General features: G+C 29.4%; 17 protein-coding genes. 9 read left to right on the top strand and 8 right to left on the bottom strand.

Going from position 1 to position 24,031, the window contains the following annotated elements:
* Nucleotides 1-135 precede the first annotated feature (135 nt).
* Nucleotides 136-2,142, top strand: coding sequence for a lipoprotein 17-related variable surface protein (locus VBM91_RS02870; protein WP_323189220.1), 2,007 nt, complete (start codon nt 136-138; stop codon nt 2,140-2,142).
* A 93-nt stretch (nt 2,143-2,235) separates the two neighbouring features.
* On the opposite strand, the gene VBM91_RS02865 is transcribed toward VBM91_RS02870, so the two are convergent.
* The 7 genes from VBM91_RS02865 to uvrB all read right to left on the bottom strand — a co-directional run bounded on the left by VBM91_RS02865 (nt 2,236) and on the right by uvrB (nt 13,948).
* A complete protein-coding gene (locus tag VBM91_RS02865) occupies nt 2,236-4,170 on the bottom strand; it encodes an ABC transporter ATP-binding protein (RefSeq protein ID WP_323189219.1) in 1,935 nt (644 codons plus the stop codon).
* Nucleotides 4,163-5,956, bottom strand: a complete 1,794-nt coding sequence (locus VBM91_RS02860; RefSeq protein WP_323189218.1) for an ABC transporter ATP-binding protein — start codon at nt 5,954-5,956, stop codon at nt 4,163-4,165. Before VBM91_RS02860 ends, VBM91_RS02865 begins: the two co-directional genes overlap by 8 nt.
* 27 nt (nt 5,957-5,983) lie before the next feature.
* Complete coding sequence (locus VBM91_RS02855; protein ID WP_323189217.1) at nt 5,984-6,901, bottom strand: NAD(P)/FAD-dependent oxidoreductase; 918 nt, start codon at nt 6,899-6,901, stop codon at nt 5,984-5,986.
* A gap of 214 nt (nt 6,902-7,115) precedes the next feature.
* Complete coding sequence (gene lgt, locus VBM91_RS02850; protein WP_323189216.1) at nt 7,116-8,102, bottom strand: prolipoprotein diacylglyceryl transferase; 987 nt, start codon at nt 8,100-8,102, stop codon at nt 7,116-7,118.
* Complete coding sequence (gene hprK, locus VBM91_RS02845; RefSeq protein ID WP_323176713.1) at nt 8,095-9,033, bottom strand: HPr(Ser) kinase/phosphatase; 939 nt, start codon at nt 9,031-9,033, stop codon at nt 8,095-8,097. Before hprK ends, lgt begins: the two co-directional genes overlap by 8 nt.
* A 63-nt stretch (nt 9,034-9,096) precedes the next feature.
* Nucleotides 9,097-11,937 carry an excinuclease ABC subunit UvrA gene (uvrA, locus tag VBM91_RS02840; RefSeq protein ID WP_323189215.1) on the bottom strand — a complete coding sequence of 947 codons (2,841 nt, stop codon included), beginning with the start codon at nt 11,935-11,937 and terminating at the stop codon, nt 9,097-9,099.
* A 13-nt stretch (nt 11,938-11,950) separates the two neighbouring features.
* Nucleotides 11,951-13,948, bottom strand: a complete 1,998-nt coding sequence (gene uvrB / locus VBM91_RS02835; RefSeq protein ID WP_323189214.1) for an excinuclease ABC subunit UvrB — start codon at nt 13,946-13,948, stop codon at nt 11,951-11,953.
* A gap of 125 nt (nt 13,949-14,073) precedes the next feature.
* Between uvrB and VBM91_RS02830 the strand changes: the two genes are divergently transcribed.
* Both VBM91_RS02830 and VBM91_RS02825 read left to right on the top strand, forming a co-directional pair.
* On the top strand, nt 14,074-14,631 hold the full coding sequence (locus VBM91_RS02830; RefSeq protein WP_323189213.1) for a hypothetical protein: 558 nt from the start codon (nt 14,074-14,076) through the stop codon (nt 14,629-14,631).
* Between the two features lie 80 nt (nt 14,632-14,711).
* Nucleotides 14,712-15,104, top strand: coding sequence for a hypothetical protein (locus VBM91_RS02825; protein ID WP_257089038.1), 393 nt, complete (start codon nt 14,712-14,714; stop codon nt 15,102-15,104).
* 84 nt (nt 15,105-15,188) lie between these two features.
* On the opposite strand, the gene VBM91_RS02820 is transcribed toward VBM91_RS02825, so the two are convergent.
* A complete protein-coding gene (locus VBM91_RS02820; protein WP_323189212.1) occupies nt 15,189-17,777 on the bottom strand; it encodes a DNA topoisomerase (ATP-hydrolyzing) in 2,589 nt (862 codons plus the stop codon).
* Between the two features lie 571 nt (nt 17,778-18,348).
* Here VBM91_RS02820 and dnaX point away from each other — a divergent pair.
* From dnaX to rsmI, 6 genes are read left to right on the top strand one after another with little or no spacing between them, the layout of a single operon-like run.
* The gene (gene dnaX / locus VBM91_RS02815) at nt 18,349-20,811 is read left to right on the top strand and encodes a DNA polymerase III subunit gamma/tau (protein ID WP_323189211.1); all 2,463 of its coding nucleotides are present in this window, start codon (nt 18,349-18,351) and stop codon (nt 20,809-20,811) included.
* Between the two features lie 8 nt (nt 20,812-20,819).
* On the top strand, nt 20,820-21,104 hold the full coding sequence (locus VBM91_RS02810) for a YbaB/EbfC family nucleoid-associated protein (RefSeq protein ID WP_257089044.1): 285 nt from the start codon (nt 20,820-20,822) through the stop codon (nt 21,102-21,104).
* Between the two features lie 5 nt (nt 21,105-21,109).
* A complete protein-coding gene (locus VBM91_RS02805) occupies nt 21,110-21,694 on the top strand; it encodes a toprim domain-containing protein (RefSeq protein ID WP_323189210.1) in 585 nt (194 codons plus the stop codon).
* 29 nt (nt 21,695-21,723) lie between these two features.
* Entirely contained in the window at nt 21,724-22,374 is a 651-nt protein-coding gene (gene tmk, locus VBM91_RS02800) for a dTMP kinase (RefSeq protein ID WP_323188320.1), read from the top strand.
* On the top strand, nt 22,374-23,294 hold the full coding sequence (locus VBM91_RS02795) for a hypothetical protein (protein WP_323189209.1): 921 nt from the start codon (nt 22,374-22,376) through the stop codon (nt 23,292-23,294). Before tmk ends, VBM91_RS02795 begins: the two co-directional genes overlap by 1 nt.
* Nucleotides 23,287-23,994 (top strand): 16S rRNA (cytidine(1402)-2'-O)-methyltransferase, encoded by a 708-nt coding sequence (rsmI, locus tag VBM91_RS02790; protein WP_323189208.1) that lies wholly within the window; start codon nt 23,287-23,289, stop codon nt 23,992-23,994. Before VBM91_RS02795 ends, rsmI begins: the two co-directional genes overlap by 8 nt.
* The last annotated feature ends 37 nt before the right edge of the window (nt 23,995-24,031 follow it).

Below are 24,031 nucleotides of genomic sequence, written 5' to 3'. Positions count from 1 at the left end.
AATAAGCAAAATAACGAAATTTTGCACTTTTATGAGCCTATTTTTTTTTTTTTTTTTGCTTTTAAGACTTGCTGACTATGGTTTCGGTGAAAAGTGAAACTTGACATATTGCTTTAAAAGTTGTATTATTTAATTATGAAACAAAAAAGATTATTAAAAAATTTATTTATATTATCAAGTGCACCTTTAACTGCTCTTGTTGCAACCAGCGCAGGTTGCGCAGCAGCACCAAGTAATACAAAGAATCCATTAGCAAAGACTAATGTTACATATAATGTTGTTAATAGTTATGTAAAACCATCTGTTATAAACACAGAAAATCTTAGTCAATATGTAACTATTAATCCATCAACAGATGAGCTTGTAATTTACAAAACTATTTCAGTTTCAGAAACTGATGATGATAAAGGAACATTAAAAATCACTGTTTTACTTGAATCAAAAGAAGATAGTAAAGTTACATATTCAAAAGAAATTTTAATTAAGGGCTTTCTTAAAAATATTAAATCTCAGCCACTTAATCCAAGATATCAACAATTCTTCAACGAGATTGTTGATTCAGCTGAAAACTCAGTTCCAACTGTGTTTATGTCTAGAAATGCAGCTCAATATTTCAACTCTGCATTTATGTTAATGTTAGGTGAATTAAACTACAAAAATAGAAATCAAGATTCACTTAATGATGTACTATTTTTAATAGACAATTCAGTTTATGATAAGTCAAACACAGGAACCCAAAGATTTAATTTTGACTATTTATTGCAAAAATATGGAGACGTTTTACAAACACCAGGTCAATACAACATTGGTAATGGTAAATTAATGGTTGCATCACAATTAAAAGATATGAATCCATCATTAAACGATAATGCTAACAAAAAATACGACGTATTTCCGAGAACATTAAAAGAATTATTAACTTACCTAAAACCATATAAAGATGCAGGTGTAAATAAATTCGACTTCTACATTCCGGACATTTCATTCCCATCATTACCAGCAGAAGTTAGAAATTACGTTCTAGAACACGCTAATAAAATAGTACTTTTATCAGATGGAAATGCACAACCTTATAAATTTGTTGAGGCTTCATATCAAAGTTGAGCTAACAGAACTTCAAACAATCTTTCAAAAGATGAAATCGCAGCTTCATTTGAAGAAATGCAAAGAACTCAAAAACAAACAATTGACTATAGATACTACTTCCAATTAACTGACAAAGTTAAACTTTACAACTTTGATGGTTCATACATTGAATATTTCAACAAGCAACTTAGAGCTTTAGACAAGGCTAATTTATCATTATCAATTAAAGATTACCCAACTGATTATTCACAAATTTTCAAAAATGATAAATTAGAAATGGAAAAAGCAATTACTGAATATGAAAAACTAAATAGATTAGAGGTTCGTAATGCTCTTGACTTTGTAATTCACGGAAAAGAACATTATGATTCATCTAAGAAGAACTTAGTATTTATGGGTTCATCATTATTTAGAAAATACGAAACAAAAGTTGAAACTGATCCATTATATGGAAAATGAAGAATTAAAGAACTTACTGAAAATAGAGAAGAAATTATAAGTTTCATCAATGCTATAAAAATTAAATATCCTGAATCTGAATACAATTATATGTATAAAATGCACCCAGTTTATTCAAAAGATGAATCAATCGAGTACATTAGAACATTATTTGGAGATAACAATAAAGCAATTATTCTTGACTCTTCAGTTTCTTGAGAAAACATTATCGCAGTTGATCACTCTAAAGCTGATTATGGTAAGTCAGTATTCTTCAACGAGACATTTAACAACGATTCTAAAACACATATCTTTGGAATTCAAGCTTCATCAACTGTTCTATTATCAACACTTGCATTTGTTAGATCAGCTTACAACTTATCATTAGAGCAAGCTAAAGCATTTGTTGATCCTGAAGATTTTGCAATCCCTACTACATTCCACATTATTAAAAGAGATCAAGTTAAACCGAAAAATGGTTTCTATGATACAAACATTAAAGAACTTGATCAAGTTTACAAATACTTCATTCCATCTAAAACATTCTTTGAATTATCAGAATTCAAATCAATACCTGATTTTGTAGCTAAATGAACTAAAACCAAAGAAGGTAAATAATACTTATTTCACTTGCACATAGACACTTTAGTAATTACTAGAGTGTTTTTTTATATAAAAAAAGAATAGCTATTTAAGCTATTCTGATTTATGTTAATCAAGTTCAATTTTACCTGTGTAAAGTTGGTGATAGACACCGTGTAATTTGATAAGCTCATCGTGAGAACCAACTTCTTTAATTTGTCCTTGATCCATAACAACGATTTTATCTACATCTCTAATTGTACTTAAACGGTGTGCTATAACAAATGAAGTTTTATTTTTCATAAGTTCATACATACCCTCTTGGATTTCTCTTTCAGTTTCTGTATCAATTGTTGAAGTAGCTTCATCAAGCACTAATATCATTGGATCTAACATACTTGTTCTAGCAATTGACAGAAGTTGTTTTTGGCCTTGTGAAAGTGATTCTCCTGCATTTTCTAAGATAGTATTAAGCCCATCTTCAGTTTGTTTAATGAATCTAGTTGCATTAGCAATTTTTGCAGCTTCTTTAATATCTTTAAGTGCTGCATCAGGAACACCATAAGCAATGTTGTCAGCTATTGATTTAGTAAATAATGAAGTTTCTTGAAGAACATATCCAAGTGATTTACGTAATGAAGATTTTTTAATTAATCTAATATCAATTCCATCAAGTTTAATTGAACCTTCAAACACATCATAAAATCTATTAATTAAGTTTGTAATTGTAGTTTTTCCAGCACCAGTCGCACCCACAAATGCAACTCTTTCACCTGGTTTAATATGTAAATCAAAATCTTTGATAATAGGTTTTCCTTCAACGTAACCTGCATAAACGTGGTTGAAATCAAACTTACCTTCAATTCTTTTAATTAAGCATCCCATTGAACCCATTGGTATTTTGAAGTAGTATCTTGATGGTTCGCTTAAGAATTTTTCTTTATCATAAGAATTAAATCAAATAATGTTCGATTTAGATAAATCTGAATGATTGATAATTTCTATTGAACCTTTATCAACTTCTGATAAATTATCCATTGCATCAAATACACGTCTTGCACCAGCTGCAGCCATTGCAAGTGTATTGAACTCTTGAACAATCTGAGAAATTGGTAGCGAGAAGTTTCGTGCATATTGTAAGAATGCAACAATAACTCCTGCACTGATTGTGACATCTAATGAACCAATTTTACCACCGTTAAGGTAAATAAGTCCAGAAATAATAGCAATAATTGCATAGTTGATATTTCCTATATTCATAAATACAGGGAATAAAACAGTTACATAAGCTTTTGATTTGTAGTCAGCTTCATAGAACTCTTTATTTCTCTTTTGCATATCTTCAAATGAAGCTTCTTGATGATTAAAGACTTTAATAACCTTAACACCATTAATCATCTCATTTATAAATCCGTTAATAATACCTAGACGTTTTTGTCTTAATGTAAAGAATTTACTTGATTTGCTTGCATAAACAGATGATAATAACATAGTTGTTCCTACAAGTGCGAACACTATTAATGATAAAAATCAGTTGTAGTAAAGCATAAACACTGTTGTCACAATAAGTGTTGCTAAGCTTGAAAATATTGTTGGTACAGTTTGCATTATGAATTGCTTAAGAACATCAACATCATTAACAAACAATGACATTAAGTCACCTTTAAGTTTCTTGTCAAAGTAGCTTATTGGTAATGTTTGCATTTTTGCATATAAGCTATCACGTAAGTTTTTAATAGTTGTATGTGTTAAGAATACTGCTAATCTGGTTGCTATAAATTCAAAAAGCACACCTGATAAAAATAAACTAACTAAGATAATGATTGAAAGATTGAATCCATTTCAATCAAATTCAGTGAAACCTGATTGAAAAAATGGAACTAAGAATTTGTTGAATAGCACTAACCCCAAATAAGATTGCCCCAAAACATTTACTACTGATGAAATAACGAAACCGAAAATAATAAGCATAAAATATCATTTATTTGTAGCTCAGATAAGTGCAATGACTCTTTTAAGAGCACCTTTAGCTTCTGAGCTTTTTATAGTTTTTCTTTTATTCATCACTACCTCTATTTTGTGTTTCATATAAATGTCTGTAGTATTCGTTTGATTTTAAAAGTTCTTCATGCTTACCAATTCCTGAAATTTCACCATCATTAATAATTACAATCTTATTTGCGTGCTGAATTGACGAAATTCTTTGCGCAATAATGATTTTAGTTACATCTCCTAAATCATATTTAAGTGAGTGTTGGATTTTCTTATCAGTATTATTATCAACTGCACTAGTTGAGTCATCTAAGATAAGAATTTTTGATTTTTTAAGTATAGATCTTGCTATTGAAAGACGTTGTTTTTGACCACCTGAAAAGTTATTTCCTGATTCTTCTACTCAAGTGCTCAAGCCATCTTTAGCAAAAACAAAGTCATAAGCCGATGCTTTTTTAAGTGCTTCAATTATTTCTTCATCAGTTGCTTGTTCATTTCCTCAACGCATATTTTCGGCAACTGTTCCTGTGAATAAAATATTCTTTTGAAGCACTATAGAAACTTGATTTCTAAGTGCTTCAAGATTGTAATCTTTAACATTAACTCCACCAACTAAGACTTCTCCATTAGTTACATCATATAACCTTGGTATAAGTGAAATAAGTGAAGATTTACCGGCTCCTGTTTTTCCTAAAATACCAACAGTTTCACCTGGTTCAATTGTTAAATTAATATTATTTAAGTTATTTAATTCAGCGTGTTCTTTATATTTTAAAGACACATTTCTAAATTCAATTTTTCCACTAGCAACTTCTGTGAACCCATCTTCTTTTTGAACTAAAATTGGTTTTTCTTCAATAAGTTCTCTAATTCTTTTAGCAGATGCCTTAGCAGAAGTTACATTAATAACACCTACAGAGAATAAAATGAAGTTCACTAGAACTTGGAACATATAACCAATGAAAGAAGTTAATGTACCAAAATCCATTGTTGCATTTTGCTTATTCACAACAATATCTTTTGTAGCAACTGCAATAAATGAAACTAAACAAACATAAATAAGTAACCCAAATAAAGCTCTGTTTGAGTTAATTCATTTTTCAGTCATTATAGAAATTTTTCTAACTAATGCTGATGAGTTCTTAATATCAAGCAATTCATCTTGTTCTTTAACGAATGATTTAATTGTTCTAATTGCATTTAAGTTTTCACCAATTTTTGTGTTTAAGCCATCATAAGCTTTAAGCATTAAATGATATCTTCTATAAACCATAAACATTACAAAACCAATAAATATAGCTAACACAACCATGATAGCAAGCAAAATTGATGCTAATATAGGTGCTATTGTAAATGCAATAGAAATAGCAACCAAAATCATAATTGGTGCCCTAAGCATCATTCTAATGATGTTTAAATAAGCATTTTGAATAGAAACAATATCAGTTGTTAGTCTTGTTATAAGTGTACCATTTGAGTAGTTATCTAAGTTCTTAAATGATAATCTCATTAAATTTTTATAAGCATATGCTCTAGCATTATAACCTAGTCCTGCAGCCGCTTTGGATGCGAAAATTCCACTAAGTGCACCAAAAGCAAGTGATGCTAAAGCGAGCGCAATAATAACAAGCGAATATTTTAAAATACCATTTCACGCTTCGTTTTGTAATGCTGCAAATGCTAACTTTTGAATTCCATTATCCATTAATTTCTTAACAGCTAACGGAATAAGTACTTGTGCTACAACTTCTAAAATAGCAAATAATATAGAAAGCAATGAAGCAGTTCTATAATTTTTCGTTAATTCAAAGAAACTAAAATGTGTTGGAACATAATTTTTAGTTTGTGCCCTCTGCATTATCACTCCTTTCTTTTAAATCGCAAATTAACTTAAATAATCAATTATGCTTCTAGCAGCTACTGCGCCATCTGATGCTGCTGTAACTATTTGACGAACTTTTGTTTGTCTAATATCACCTGCTGCATAAATTCCTGGAACATTTGTTTCCATTTTATCGTTAGTAACAATAAAACCTTTTTCATCTAGTATTCCTAAATCCTGAGCAAATCACGCAGATGATTCAAATCCTATGTAAGGGAAAAATGATGAAACTTTAAGTTCTGTTCGCTCACCATTTTTATTTTCAATAACAACTCCTTCAAGTTGTCTAACACCCAACAACTGAACTATTTGTGAATTTTTAAACACTTTAATATTTGGTTGCTTCAATAATTCTTCAACTAAAACTTTATCAGCTTTAAAAGTTTCATCTCTGATAACTAAATTAACTTCACTAGCAATTCTAGATAAGTAAATTGATTCTTCAACGGCTGAATTCCCATCACCTAAGACTACCGATGGATTTTTACCAAATAATGGTGCATCACAAACAACACAGTAACTAATTCCAAAGTGTTCAAATCTATCATATTCAGGTATGAAAGTTGGTCTTCTATTTATCATTCCAGTTGCAATTAAAACTGATTTAGCTTTTACAACTGAACCATCTGATAAAACAATTTCTTTATCATATTTACCTAAGTTATTAATTTTTGTAACTGTACCATAAAGATATTTAGCTCCGTATTCTTTAGCATGGTCAAAGAATTCTTGAGCTAATTTTCAACCTTCAATTTCAGATGTACCTAATCAGTTTTCAACTTTTGCAGTTGATGATAATTTACCACCAGGAGCACCTTTTTCAATAAATGCAACATTCAAGTTTGCTCTTGATGCATATAAAGCTGCATTTAATCCAGCAGGTCCTCCACCAATAATCACAAGATCATAAATTTCGTTCATATCTTCTCTCCTTAAAAACTAATTATTTAGTTTTAAATTTTATAACTTTTTAAATCATTGTTAAATGTGAGTAGATTTTATCAAAAAATACAAATTTGCTAGTTATATAGGTTAAAAAGTAAGTTTTTGCTAATTGAGCTAAATAAATTTTAGTTTGATTAAGCATCAAAATTAGCAAAATAAAAATATATCCAATTGCTTGGATATATCTAAATTAAGCTACGGGTCTTTTGGCTCATAATTTACTAAATAAGTAGCTAAAACTTGTGATATTTACGTGATTTAAGTAAGATTCTTTATTTTTGTGTTCAAATACAAATTTGTATTTTTGTAATTTTCTGACATATAAATTTCCTCTTAAGAATTCAAAGTAGATAAGTGCTAATCCACCACCGATGATGAATAAGATAGCAACCACTGAATAAAGGTTATATGATTCTTCACGTAAAGGCTCCATTGCAGCACGAGTTATACCATATCAAATTAAGTATAAAGCTCCACCTGACCCTGGTCTTAATAATCCAAAGTAGTTAACAACTCAACAAATTAAAATGTAACCAATTAAGTTTGCTAATCCTTCGTATAAGAATAATGGATATCTGTAAGCACCTTCAAGACCCATACTTGCAGTTAATGAGTCAGAAATGTACATATTTGAAGCAAATGATTTTCCGAATACTAATACTGATGCACCAGTTCAGTCTATTTTTCCATAAACCTCGTGGTTAGCATAGTTTCCGAAACGTCCAACAAATTGACCTACTAAAACCGCTGGAAGAATGTATCCAAATGCTTTTTTCAAATCAACATCTTTTCTCTTTGTGTATAAGTAAACTATATCAAGGAAAGCGGCTAAAACAACTCCCCCTTGAATACTTAATCCCCCTTGTCAAATTGCATATCAATGCGAGTTAGGGAATGGATTATCAGGTTCATAAATAAGTCTTTCAATAATGAACCCTAAACGAGCTCCAATGATACCAGCAGGAACTGTGATTAAAATTATCACAAATAAAATATCTATATTTCAGCCTTCTTTAAATCAGAAGAATAAAACAGTAAGAATTGATAGGATAAAACCTAACATAATCATAAATGAGTAAAGGTGCATTTGAAAGGAACCAATACTAAATAAGATTGTTGAAGTACCCTCTGCTATTGGAGAATCAGGTACTCAAGCAGGATATGCTGAATTATTCATTTTCTAATAGTGTCCTTTCATAAATTTCATCTAATACATTCATACCATCATTTCTAGCTAAGTAAGTATTAACAGCAGCTCTAATTAATGAAGCAGCTGAACCTCCTTCTTTGATTGGTATTTGCATTTTCTTAATTGAACGCCCAAAAATTGGATATTCTAAATAATCAACACCTAATCTATCGAATTCACTGTTACCATCTTGTTTAACAAGTTCGATAACAAGATCGATGATTGATGATTTGGCTACAGTTGATACTCCATAAAGTTTTTTAATATCAACTAAACCAATACCTCTGATTTCAAGAAAATTACGTGTAATTTCTGGTGATGATCCGATAAAAATGTTTCCGTTATCTTTAATCAACACAGCATCATCGCTAATTAAAACTGCACCTTGCTGAATTAATTGTAAAGCAGCTTCAGATTTACCAACTCCACTAGCTCCAGTAATAAGCACACCTGTTCCTCCAATAAGAACTAATGTTCCGTGAACTTGTGTAACTTCCCCAAAGTAGTTATTTAAATATGAACCGATGTTTGTTGATATGTAAGATGTACTCATATTAACAAGTGCAACTGGAACTTTATATTTGTTCGCTATATCTACAACTCAGTTAATCGCAGGTTTATTAAACCCTTTAGACAAAATAACAAGTGGAGGTTGCTGTGAAATAACACACTCTATAGCTTGGTAAGCTTTAGTTTTACCTATTTCAAAAAATCAAGACGATTCAGCAGTTCCCCAAGCAATAACGTTTTTGTTAATTCTATCATTTAAATAATTAGCTGCTAATTCTAGTCCTACACGTTTGATTGCAGGTTGATAAATGTCGTTATAAACCAATTCTTGATTTTCACCATTTATGATTTTTAAATCATAGAAATCAATGATTTTCTTGACATTAATTTTTTTACGTTCTTTATTCATTGAGTATTTTCCTTGAAATTTAAATTTTGTAATTTAATTTTATTAAATTAATTAAGTTTTTGATTACAAAATTTTCTTAAGAAATTGACCTGTGTAACTTCTTGGATTTACAGCAACTTGTTCAGGCGTCCCTTGAGCAACGATTTGTCCTCCGTGAACTCCTCCATCAGGCCCTAAATCGATAATGTGATCGCAAGATTTGATTACGTCTAAGTTGTGTTCGATGACAATAACTGAATCACCGTTTTCAACAATACTATTAAGAATATGAATTAATTTCTTAACATCGTGAGTATGTAATCCTGTTGTTGGTTCATCAAGGACATAAACTGTTTTACCTGTCGGTTTCTTTTGCAAGTAAGTTGCTAACTTAACACGTTGTGCTTCTCCACCACTTAAGGTTGTTGACATTTGTCCAAGCTTAATGTAACCTAAACCGACGTCCTGTAGGATTTGAAGTTTGTCAATAATCTTATTTCTGTGCTCAAAAAATACAATCGCTTCATCAACACTCATATCTAAAACTTGAGAAATATTTTTGTTGTGGTACTTTATTTCAAGTGTTTCTTTATTGTATCTTTGACCATCACATTGATCACAAGGCACATAAACATCAGGTAAAAAGTGCATTTCAATTTTTATGAAACCATCTCCTGAACATTTTTCACATCTACCACCAGGCACATTGAAACTGAATCTACTTTTTGTATATCCTCTAATTCTTGATTCTTCAATGTTTTCGTAAATTTCTCTAATATCATCAAACACACCTGTGTAAGTAGCAGGGTTTGATCTTGGAGTTTTTCCGATTGGTGACTGAGAAACTGCGATAACTTTATCAATGTTGTTTAAGCCTGAAATAGTTTTAAATTTAGCTTTCTTGTGATTTAAACCTTCACTAAGTCCAAGTGAATGTTGAATTCCTCTAACTAAAATTTCATTAACTAATGTACTTTTTCCTGATCCTGAAACTCCAGTCACTGCAACTAATTTACCTAGAGGAATAGTTACATGAATATTTTTAAGGTTATTTTCTCTAACTCCATAAATAGTAACTTGTTTACCATTGCCACCTCTACGTGTTGCTGGAACTTCAATTTTTCATTCACCAGATAAATATTTAGCTGTAATTGAATTTTTTGATTTTACTATTTCATCTAAAGTCCCTTGAGCAACTACTGTTCCACCATTTAAACCAGCTTCTGGTCCTATATCAACGATATAGTCAGATGCAAACATTGTGTCTTCATCATGTTCAACAACAATTAATGTGTTTCCAATATCAACCATTTTTCTAAGTGCATCAATAAGTTTTAAGTTATCCTTTTGATGCAATCCAATTGATGGTTCATCTAAAACATATAAAACACCTGTTAAATTTGAACCAATTTGAGTAGCTAATCTAATACGTTGAGCTTCTCCACCACTTAAACTTTCAGCACTACGGTTAAGGGTTAAATAGTCCAGACCTACATTTTTAAGGAAGCTTAATCTGTCGATTAATTCCTTTGTAATTAATGATGAAATTTGCTTGTCATTATCATTAAATGTATCAATTAATTTATTAACCGCTACAAGTGAATCTTCGATTGATAAAGCAATAAAATCATAAATATTTTTATTATCTAATTTAACTGCTAATGCATATTCATTTAATCTTGAACCCTTACATACTGAACAAGTGAATGAACCCATATATTTTTTAAGGTAATCTCTTCTTCTATCTGAAGTAGTTTCATAATACATTTTTTCAATCTTAGTTAAGATACCATCAATTTCTTTTTCTCTTCTGATGATGTTATTTGATGAAGAAACTAATGTGTAAGCAATAGGTTCGTGTGAACCATATTTAATTATTTCAAGCTCCTTTTCTCATAAATCTTCAATAGGTGTGTTTTTATTTATATTGTAGTAATTTAAAAGTTGATCAAACTCTTGTCATTCAAGGTTTTGAGTATTCACTGTATTTTGGAAATATTCAATTCCACCTTCGTTAATTGATCTTCAAGGTTCAGGAACAATTGAATCAAAGTCAGCTTTAAACTCAAGACCTAAACCTTTACAGTTATCACACATTCCATATGGAGCATTGAATGAGAATAATCTTGTTTCAATTTTAGGCATATTGAAATCTTTGTAGATGCAAGAATATGTTTTTGAGAAGATAAATGTTTTATCTAAGTCAACATTTTCAACCTTAATTAATCCATCTGCATATTCAGTTGCAATTTCCAAAGCTTGTGAAATTCTATTGTAATTTTCTTCAGTTAATCTAACACGATCAATTACTAATTCTATAGTGTGCTTGTTGTTTTTGTTCAAATCAATAGGTTCATCAAGCATCATATACATACCGTTAACTTTAACTCTTAAGAAACCTTCTTTTTTAAGCTTTTCAAAAAGATTTTGGTGTGTTCCTTTTTCTCCATCAACTAATGGAGCTAAAATAACAAGTCTTGAATTAGGTTCTTGTTCATAAATTGAATTTAAAATGTCTTTAGTTGTCTGAGTTGAAATTTCAATGTTATGTGTAGGACAATATGGTTTACCAATTCTTGCGAAAAGTAATCTGAAATAATCATAAATTTCAGTAACTGTCCCGACAGTAGATCTAGGGTTATTATGAACAGTTTTTTGTTCAATCGAAATTGACGGACTTAGTCCTTCAATTTTGTCAACATCTGGTTTTTTAGTTCCTCCTAAAAACATTCTTGCATAAGATGAAAGAGAATCGACATATCTTCTTCTTCCTTCTTCATAGATTGTGTTGAACGCAAGTGAACTTTTACCACTACCACTAAGACCTGTAAATACGATTAACTTATTTTTAGGTAAAGTTAAATCAATATTCTTAAGGTTATTTTCTCTAGCTCCTTGAATAATTAATAAATTTTCTTTACTCATTTAATACTCCTTTCTATTGTGTTTCTTGTAATTCTAATAATATATTTCTAAGCTCAATAGCTCTTTCATAATCAAGCTCTTTTGCAGCTTGATTCATTTGATTTCTAATATCGTCAATAATTTCTTGCTTAGCTTTCTTATCGATTTTTTCGCCTGATTTAGTTTTGTTTTGTTTAGCTAAAATAGCTTCGACAGCATTTGTAATATCGTGACCGTGAATTGGCTCACTTATAGGTTTTATAATTGTTCTAGGTACAATTCCGTGTTTTTCATTGTAAGCAAGCTGAATACGTCTTTTTTCTTCATTATCATCCATACAAATTTTCATAGCTTCGGTTATTCTATCAGCATAGAAAACTGCTTTACCATTTGCGTTACGAGCTGCACGACCTGTAATCTGAATTAAACTTCTTGCATTACGCATAAATCCAGCTACATCAGCATCTAAAACAAGAACCCTAGAAACTTCAGGTATATCGATACCTTCACGTAAAAGGTTAATTCCGACAATAACTTCGTAAATACCTTTTCTAAGCTTTCTAATAATTTCATTTCTTACAAAAGTGTTATGCTCTGAGTGGATATAAGCAGCTTTAATTCCGTGCTCAATTAAGTAAGTTGATAACTCTTCAGCACTTCTTTTTGTAACTGTTAAAATGATTGTCTTCTCACCAGTTTCTCTTTGTTTTATTATAGTGTCATAGATGTCTTCAATTTGATTTTGCTTTGGTTTAATAATAATTTTAGGATCAACTAATCCAGTTGGACGAACATAAAGTTTTGAAATATTACTTGGTTCAGTTTTTTCAAGTTCATAATCACCCGGGGTTGCTGAAATGTAAATTCTAGGAAACTTAAATTCAGTTTCTCATTCATTAAACATTAAAGGTCTGTTATCAAAAGCAGATGGTAATCTAAAACCATAATCAACAAGTTTTTCTTTTCTTGATCTATCCCCTTTATACATTGCTCCTAATTGTGGAATAAACATATGTGACTCATCAATTAACATTAATGAAACTTCAGGGAAGTAATCTAAAATTGTGTACGGTCTTTGACCAAAAGTTCTACCATCAAGGTACATTGAGTAATTTTCTATACCTTTGCAAGTACCAAATTCTTTCATATCATCAATATCATTTTTAACCCTTTGAGATAATCTTGCAGATTCAAGTATTTTCTGTTCTTTAACAAACTTTGCAATTGATTGCGCTAATTCTTCTTCAATTTTTGGAATTATCCTATCAAAAACAGTTTTATCTGTAGCATACTCATCTCCAGGTGAAAGTACATAGATATTATGTTTTTTAGAGACTTCTTTTGTAAGTGGATCTATTGTTGCAATATCTTCAATTTCATCTCCAAAGAATGAAATCCTAATTGCATGATTTTCAGAATCAGCAGGTCTAACAATTACCGTGTCACCTTTAACTGTGAAATCGCCAGGAGACTGGTCTATATCATTTCTATCATATTTAATTTTGATAAGTTGTGTGATAAAGTTATTCAGTCCAATTTCTTGACCTTTGTAAAATCTGAAAAATGAATCTTTATAAACTTCAGGAGAAAGTGCTCCATAAATAGCTGAAACACTGGCCACAACAATTACATCTTTACGTGTAATTAATGAATTAATTGCACTCATTCTTAAGATTTCAATTTGCTCATTAGTTTTAGAATCCTTTTCAATATAAACATCAGTACTTGGTTCATAAGCTTCAGGTCTGAAATAGTCAAAGTAACTTATGTAATATTCAACTGCATTATTAGGAAAAAATGACTTTAGCTCACTATATAACTGACTTGCTAAAGTCTTATTATGAGACAAAATAATAGTAGGTCTGTTAACCTCTTTAATAACATTAGCAATAGTAAAAGTTTTTCCTGAACCTGTTACTCCTAAAAGAACTTGGTCAGTAATTCCTTTTTTAACACCCTCTGCTAATTCTTTAATTGCTTTAGGTTGGTCACCTTGTGGTTTATAGTCTGCTTTTAAATCGAATATACTCATGATTAATATATTATATATGTTAATTTTTTGCATAATATTCTTTTAAAAATGACTAAAAAGTCTATTTTTTAAACTTAAAATCTCATAAATCTTTATAATTAAATTTATTAACTAACAGGATCGATATGAAAAAGAAAATTAATAAGAAAACCTTAATATGAATAATTTGAGCGTCATTTTTAATGGTCTCTGGCTTAGGTGTGACTATAGCAAGAATCGTTATTACTGTGCAAAATTCAAATAGACACTACGAAATACCTAAAAGAGAAGTCAAAATTAATTTTTTATACAAAAATGAAATTGTTCACTCCTATATGCATTCAATAGATGTTGATGAATATATTCAATTTTTTGAAGTAGATGATGAGAATTTACCTGAAGAATATAAGACAGGTGAATATGAATATAACAAAAGCACTTATGCTCTAAATGATACAGAAACTATAAATATAACTATCACCAAAAAACGTGCTCCTGTTACTATGATCCCATACACATTTGAATTTGTGAATGATAATGATGAAGTTATTTTCACAAATACAACTAACTTGCCTAATTACTATTACTACTATGACGTAGCTAAATTAGTTCCGGAAGGTTACAAAATGACTACTGAATCAACAAGAATTGATATTAACAAATCACAAACAACCTACAAAATAACTGTTATTCCATCAAATTAGTTAAACGCACTCAAATAATATATAATTAATATGATATATTGTTAAAATATAACGAGGATAAAAAGGAAACATCAGTTATTATGAACAAACAACAAAGCAATTTATCTAAACCTATTTTAGCTTTATCAATTGTAAACCTTTTATTATGCATAGTTTTTGCAGTTGTTATTTTCTTATTCTCTGTAGCAGTTGCTGGTGTATCTGCAACAATAACAGATTCAGGTGATGGAACTTATGAAAAAGACTATTCTGATGTTGCAGCATTCATGGTATTATACTTTATAGTTTTTGGTATTCTTGGATTTATATCTTTTGCAACAGGACTTACAGGATTTATTCTTGTAATCATAGGAGCCATAAGAGTTTCATCACAAAATACAGCTGTAATGGTACTTTACATAATTTCTATTTTCTTAGGACCATTATTCTCAATGATTGGTGCAATAATTGCTTTAAAGAATAAAATAGTTTAGATGAATTAGTAATTGAATAGCTAAAAATGGCTATTCTTTTTTATTCAAATTTTGCAAATAAAAAAATATCTCATTGCTGAGATATTATTTCTTTGTACTCTTGGTTAATTCGTCAATACGTCTTAAAATGTCATCTAAACTTTTTGAAACATTAGAAACTACAGTATCTGTCTTCTCTAATAGATCTTTTTCTTTTTTCACTTGCTCTTGAGTGAATAAGTTTTGCGCAATTGCATAATCCTTATCAAAATATTTAACATTAAATGACATTTTGTAAATACTTGGAACATCTATGTTGTAAACTCTTGCACTATCGTTTGAAACACCATATGATTTAATAGATTCAATAATTGTGTGTTCAAAATCATCTTTAATGTAGACAACTGATTCATCATTGATTGGTTCACAAACGTATGGAATAAATTTCTTATTATCTTTTAATAAAGGTTTACCTTTAATATTTTTAGGCACAGATGGTAATTTAGATGAATTAATTTTAATAATTTGTCCATTTGTTGATAAGATACCAACCATTTGATCTGATTTAGCACAAGTAAATGTAGCAATCTTATCATCAAGTGATAAGTAAACCCCTTTATTACCTTTAGCTTTAGTTCCAAATTGTGGTAATTCAGTTTCGGCATACTTAGTTACATTACCTTTTTCAGTAATTATGATTGCATTAGTTGTTCCATCTGTCATAACAGCATTAACAACTGCATCTGTTTTTTCAATGTTAATAGCCTTGTAAATTTTATTAATCCTTGAAACTTCAAAATCTTTAAGCACTGTTTTCTTAACATATCCATCTTTTGTTGCTAGAGCAATGTAAGATAAAATATTTCAATCTGAAACTTCAAACACTCCCACAATTTCATCCATCACACGGATATCTACATAAGCAGATAAGTGAGTTCCATTGTCTTTTCATTTATCTTCTGGAATTTTGTAAGCAGGGAACACAATGTAGTTACCTTGAGCTGTAATGAAAATTAAGTTGTGTAATGAATTTACTTTTCCGAAGAAAACTAAATAGTCATCATCTTTAAGTCCATAATTTTCAATCTTGTTACTATCAAGAACTTTTTGTGAAAATCTCTTGATGTATCCTGCTCTTGAAACTCCAATGTTAAGAATTTCTTCTTTTACTAAATCAGTTTGATCATAGCTAAAGTCATATTCTTGATCTTCGATTTGAGTTTTTCTCGGAGTTCCAAATTTAACTTTAATTTCCATTAATTGTTCAATAATGTATTGATCAAACGCTTTTGGGTCAATAAGCAATTTAGAAATTTTCTTAATGTCTTTTTCTAATTGTAATTTTTCATTTAAGTAGGCTTGCTTATCTGTTTTAGATAAACGGTAAAGTCTCATTTCAGCAATAGCTGTTGCTTGATTTTGTGTAAATCCAAACTCTTTAATTAAGTTTTGAATAACACCAGCTTTAGAGCCTTCTGATCTTCTAATAACTGCAATAACTTCATCTGAAATTTCTGAAACCTTAATAAACCCTTCTACAAGCTCTAAACGCAATTTAAGTTTTTCTAAATCGTATGTTAAAGTCTTAACTTTAATATCTTTAACGTGAGCTACGTAAGCATCTAGAAGTCCAATTACACCAAGTGTAACAGGCTCATTTTTAAGGATGCAAGTATTGTTGTATGTGTAAATAACTTGCATATTTGTTTTTTGAAGTAAGTAATTTAAAATACTACGTTCATTAGCATTTTTATTTAAAGTAATTAAAATGCTAATTCCATCTCTATCTGATTGATCCTTAATTTCTGTAATTCCATCAATTAACTTTTCTTTAATAATTTTGTCAATCTCATAAACTAATTTCGACTTCACTACACCATAAGGAATCTCTGTGATTTCAATATATTTATGTTTTTCATCTTCAGAAGTTGTGTATTTAGAGAACAATCTGATTTTGTTTTTTGTATTGTTTCCAAATTCAAGCGCTTCTAAGATACCTTTGTTCCCTTTGATTACACCACCTGTTGGGAAATCAGGACCCTTAACGATTTTTGAAATTTCATCAAAATGTGAAAATGGTTTTGTAATTCTGTAGATAGCTCCATCAATAATTTCATTTAAGTTATGTGGTGGCATTTCAGTTGCCATACCTACAGCAATACCTGAAGCACCATTAACAAGTAAGTTAGGGAATAACGATGGCAAAACTATTGGTTCAATTTCTGAATCATCAAAGTTAGGGGCAAACTTAACTGGATTTTTCTTAATTTCACCTAAAACATATTCAGCAATAGGTGACATTCTAACCTCTGTATAACGCATAGCGGCAGCAGGGTCATTATCAATAGAACCGACATTACCGTGCATATCAAGTAATGGGTGATTAATTTTTCATCATTGAGACATATTAACCATAGCTTCATAAACCGAAAAATCACCGTGTGGGTGATATTTACCAATTACATCCCCTACAACACGAGCTGACTTTTTATATGGTTTATCGTGAGTTAAACCAAGCCCCAACATAGAATATAAAATTCTACGTTGAACTGGTTTCAGACCATCACGTGCTTCTGGAATAGCTCTGTTTTGAATAACGTATTTTGAATATCTACCAAAACGATCATCCATAATCTTATCTAATGACTGTTTGATAATTTTGTCTGCAATTTTTTGTTCTAAGTTTTTTTTCATACTTGCTCCTACTTAAATCCTTGTTAATTAAAATTATAATTTATTATATAGATGCTAATTACAATTTTTAAAGTATATTCATAGGCATCGAAATAAAAATTTATAAGCTTAAAAAATATGAATGATTTAAGACTTTTTATAGTAAAATAACATAAGAAAAATAGCATGTATTTTTGCAAAAATATATATGCACAATTCATAAAAATTATCATTATAAAAATATTTTAAATAAAGGATAAAAATGCGTAAAGTAGTTAGATTAAAAAACAAATTACGTGCTGAAGCTCGTGCTAAAAAACTTGCAAAAGAACGTGCAAGAGACGCTAGAAGAGCTGCTAGAAGCGCTGAATAATCAAGGCCTTTCGGTCTTTTTTTATGCTTATTTACTAAATTAAGCTTTTTCGACTTTTATTCCTAGCACATAGGTATAAAAGTTTTTTATTCTCTCTTTGTCTAATCCGACAAGTTTTTTAAAACTTTTAAAAAACTATATGTTTTTTATTAGTATAATAATTAAAATAAAGATTTTATCTTTTATGTCAATATCAAATTTTAAGAAGGGTAATTAAACATGGAATATAAAGCATTGTATAGAAAATATCGTCCAAAAACATTTGATGATGTTATAGGCCAAGAGCACATAATTTTATCTTTAAAAAATATTTTAAAGACTAACAAAATATCACATGCTTATTTATTTTCAGGGCCAAAAGGAACTGGTAAAACATCGATTGCAAAAATATTTGCAATGATGTTAAATTGTGTTCATAAAGATCCTGCTGATGTTCTTAATCCATGTGAAATTTGCTTAAGTAATTTAAACAACAATATTGACATAATCGAAATGGATGCTGCATCAAATAATGGTGTTGATGAAATTAGAGATCTTAAGGAAAAAATTGAGCAAACGCCTATGAATGGTAAATACAAAATTTACATCATAGATGAGGTTCATATGCTTACAAAAAGTGCTTTTAACGCATTATTAAAAACACTTGAAGAACCACCTAAACACGCCATTTTCATTTTAGCGACAACAGACTTACATAAAATTCCTTTAACAATTAGATCAAGAGTTCAAAACTTTGTGTTTCATAGAATGAATGATGAGAATATCATCAAACAACTTTCAAAAGTTTTTAACCAAGAACATATAAAATATGATACTCAAGCTCTTAAACTCATCGCAAGATTATCTAGTGGTGGTATGAGGGATGCACTTACAATTGCTGACCAAGTTAGTATGTTGCATTCAGGTATCATAAGTGCTGAATCAATTTATCAAAACTTCGGTGTTTTATCATCAGAGCAAATTGTTAAAATCTTCCAATTAATTTCTATTAACAATGGAACTAAATTAATTTCATTATTAAATGAATTCCAAAATAACGGTGTTGAACCTCAGCAATTCGTTTTAAGTTTAGTTAACTTCTTAAAAGAAAAGATAATATTATCTAAAACAAATAATGTAAGTTTATTAAGTTGATTTGAACCTGAAGAGTTATCATCAGTTCACTTAGATAATAAAACTTCTTTGGAATTAACTGACATATTCTATGATATGTTAATTAAAGTTAACAAAAGCGAATATCCATTTGAAATTATTCAATTAGGTGTTTTAAAAGCTTTAAATGCTATCAATCCTAGTTTACATGAAGATTCAGATGAAACTTATGTTGCACCTGTATTTGTCAAACCTGTGTTTAACAAAGAAAATCACAAAACTTCAACTAATAATGTTTTCACAGAAACTAAAGAAATTATTGAAGAAGAATTAACTTCTAATGAACCTAAAACTAATATTTCAATGGAAGTTGCTAAAAATGAAAACACTATTCTCCAAGACATAAAAGTTGAAGAAATTGAAGATGATGGTTTCATAGATAACTCATTTTTGAGTGAAAAAATAGAAGAAGAAAAACTTGAGGAAGAGAAATTTGTTTTAACAACTGAAAACATTTTTTCAGTTATATCCGGTAACTTTGATATTGAAATAAATCAGGTAAATCAGGAGTCCTCACAAACACAAACAGAAGAAATTAAGAAAAAAACTCAAGAAGAAGTTAAACAAGAAACAAAACAATCAGATAATCATTTTGCTGATGCATTAATAATTCCTGAAATTGAACCTGTTGGGAATGGATTAGATGATGAATTTACACCTTATCAACAAGAAAACGTACCTACTGAAGCGCAAGAAGAAAAAAACATCTTACTTGAATCTTTAGAAATTAATAAAGCACTCACAAAGGAAATTTCTGATCAAGTTAATAAAACAAATGAATTTATTATCCAAAAACACGAATTATCAAGTGATTTTGATGATGTTAACGATGATATCATCCAATTACAATCAGATACATCAACAAATAAAATATTAATTAGCACTCGTGAAGTAGAAGTTCCTAAGTTTGAAGAAACAATGGAATTTGTGGAGGAAGTTCAAAAAGAAATTCAGGAAGAAATAAAAGAAGAAGAAAAGCTCCCAGAACCTGAAGAAATTTCGACAAATGATGAACCTATACAAATTAGTGAACCACAAGAAGTTAATGTTTTCGAATATATATACAACACTCTTTGATCTAAAGAAGATCCATCACGTGATAAAGTAGCTCAATTCCAAAGATCAATTAATCAAGATTTAGCAATAATCACTCAAAACAAACCTGAGTTTTCTGAGATTGCTGAGTTGTTTGAAGACTCATTAATTATGGCTGCTTCAGAATATTTCATTAACATTTACAATAAAGATACTGCTAAAGTTAATAAGCTAAAAGAGCTTGCTAACACACCTAAAATGCAAGAATTTGTTAAATATGTTTTTGATAACAAAAACAAATATATTTATCCAGTTGATGCAGCAGCTCTTGCTAAAATTAGAGAAACAATTGGACAAAATAAAGACATCCAAATTGCAGATTATAAACCTAAAAAATGAGAAGATGAGTTTGCACAAAACACTTTAACTGACTTAACTCAAATTGGTAAATTATTATTAGGTGATGATGAAGAATTAGAAATCGAATATGAATAGAGGTTATTATGAATAATGATTTTTTAAGAAGAATTAAAAATATGCAAAAAGAATTAGAAACAAAACAAAAAGAATTAGATGAAAAAACATTCACAGTTTCTAAACAAGGTATTGAAGTAGTTCTTAAAGGAGATATGTCAATAGTTTCAATTGAAATTGATGAATTATTAATTGATCCTGAAGATAAAGACATTCTTCAAGACTTAATTACAATAGCAATCAATGAAGGTATTGATTTAATCAAAGAAGAGCAAGATAAATTAGCTCCATCAATGCCTGGAATGCCATTTTAATAAGAATGTTTAATACTGAACAAATTAACAAATTTTTAGAAGTTATCAGGCAAATTCCTGGTATTTCTAAAAAACAAGCTGAAAAAATTGTTTATTGAATATTAGAAGCTGAAAAAGAGCAAGTGCAACAAGTTGCACAAGCTTTTATCGATGCAAAAGAAAAAACAACATTTTGTCCTATTTGTTCGCAAGTTATTGAAAACAATTATTGCAGTATTTGTGACAATAGCTCAAGAGATAACACGTTGTTAATTGTGGAAAACAGACAAGTTATGCAAAAAATTGAAGATGCTAATATTTACAACGGTAAGTATTATGTGTTTTCACATCTAATTATCAATGAATATGAGGAGCAAAAGTATCAAAAAGAAATTCAAAAACTTTTAGATTATGCTCAAAAATTTGATGAAATTATTTTAGGGATTTCTCCAAGCATAAAAGGTGAGGTAACTAATGAATTTCTTAAGGAGAAACTTACTAAACAGAATTTAAAAGTGACAAGATTAGCCATCGGTTTACCAGTAGGTTCATCAGTTGACTACATTGATGCTATCACTTTAAAATTCTCACTTATAAATAGACAAAAATAAATTAATTACAAAATCATCTGGAGGAAACTATGTTTATATCATTTGAAGGTTTAGACGGTAGTGGTAAAACTACTCTAACACAGAAACTTTACGTAAAATTACAGGAACTTTACCCACACATTCCTGCTCTTTGAACAAGAGAACCTGGTGGAAGAGGTATTAAAGAAGCTGAAAAAATTAGAGAAATTATTTTAAGCAAAGAATCAGATCTTTCACCTGTTGCTGAAGCTCTTTTATACACAACAAGTAGAAGAATTCACTTAGAAAAAGTAATTTGACCAGCACTTAAAGAAAATAAAATTCTTATTTGTGATAGATATGTAGATAGCTTTTATGCATATCAAGGATATGCAAGAAATTTAGGTATTGAATTTACAAAGGCTATTACTAACATAGTTATTAATGGAACAATGCCAGATATTACGATTTTCTTAAATTTAACTCCAGAGCAAGCTAAAAAGCGTCGTGAAGAAACAAGATTAGTTGAAGACAGAATGGAACAAGAAAAATTACAATTCCACCACGATGTTTACAAAGGGTACTTAGAAATGATTAAATCAGACCCTCAACGTTTCATTATTATTGACGCTACTCAAACAGAAGATGAAGTTTTAGAAGATATTATCAAGCAGTTACAACAAAGTCCAAAATTTTTATCTTACCTTAAATCATTCGAGTAATGATTAATCAATCTATATTAAAGTCAATAAATGATTCAGCAAAATTAAATAAGCTAAATCATTTATTTTTATTAACTGCTAATAATAACTACAATTTTGACAACGATTTGTTAGATTTTATCAACAACATTAATCCCACTCCAATAGCTGAATTGGACAAATTAAACCTACCATCTAACATTTACTATTTAGACGGTTCAGAAGAACCTATTAAAAAAGAAGAATTTGAAAATGTTTTTAACGAAGTTTCTTATTCAAGTAACTTTGATAAGTACAAAATAGTTATCATTAAAAACATTGAAAATTCTTCATTAATTGCACTTAATTCACTTTTAAAATCAATTGAAGAACCATCAGATAAAGTTGTTATTATAATGACAACAAACAATGTGAATAATGTTCTTCCAACCATATTATCCCGTGCACAAGTCTTAAAAGTTGATATTCTCTCTTCTGAGACAATAGAAGAAAAATTTGCTTCATTGAAAAATGATCCAACTTTTTCAGTTGTCAAAATGCTTTCTAACGATTTAACTTTTTTAACTGAAGCTTCTGAACACTTAGATAAATATCAACACCTTATTGCAGGTTTCATAATTGCTACAAGACAATCTTTATTAAATAAAATTTATATGTTTGAATATTTAGATAGAACAATAGTAAATAAGGATAATGATAAAGATGCACACTTTGTTTTATCACTATTAAAAGCATTCATATTAGGTAAGTTTTTAGAATTTCAAACATTACCATTGCACAAAGAACTAAATAAACTCAGACAAGAATTATTAGAAAAGCACCCTAACTTATTAACATTTATAGTTGACTTAGATGACTTTAATAACTCAAAAAACTTTCAAGGTAATTTTGAATTACATAAACAACTTTTATTAAACAAATTAATGGAGTATTATGGCTAAATTGTATATTGTAGGAACACCAATCGGTAATCTTGAAGATATAACCTTAAGGGCATTAAGAACTTTACAAGACGTAAACATAATTGCTTGCGAAGATACAAGAGTCACTTCTAAACTTCTTCAAAGATATGAAATACCAAATAAAAAATTATTAACATACAATAATTTCACCGAAAAACATAGTGCTCAAGGGATTATTAACTTAATATCTAATGGAGAAGATGTTGCTTTAGTATCTGACGCAGGTATGCCTGTTGTATCAGATCCTGGATTTGAAGTTATTTCTGAAGCAAGAAAAAACAACATAAATATTGAAATTATCCCGGGTGTAAACGCAGCTATAACAGCATTTGTTGCTTCTAACTTTACTAATGACTTTACATTTCACGGTTTTATTAAAGACAAAAGTCAACAAAGAATTAATCAACTTAAAGAATTGAATATCGGTACACACATTTATTATGTGTCGCCTCATAAATTAATCTCAACTTTAGAAGACATTAATTCTGTATTTAATGGACAAGAAAAAATTTGTTTAGCTAAAGAACTTACAAAACTACACGAAAATCTTTTTTATGGGTCTGCTAGCGAAATTCTTCAGCACTTTGCAAATTTAGACTCTATTAGAGGTGAGTTTACAATGGTTCTGAATTTACCTAAAATAAAAAGAGAAAAAGTAAATAAATATAAAAAGGATTAGAAAAAATCAGCAGTTTATTTGCTGATTTTCTTTTTCT

The sequence above is a fragment of the Mycoplasma sp. 2248 genome (assembly GCF_034863245.1).
GTDB lineage: Bacteria > Bacillota_I > Bacilli_A > Mycoplasmatales > Metamycoplasmataceae > Mycoplasmopsis.
This window is presented reverse-complemented; position numbering and strand designations above follow the sequence as displayed.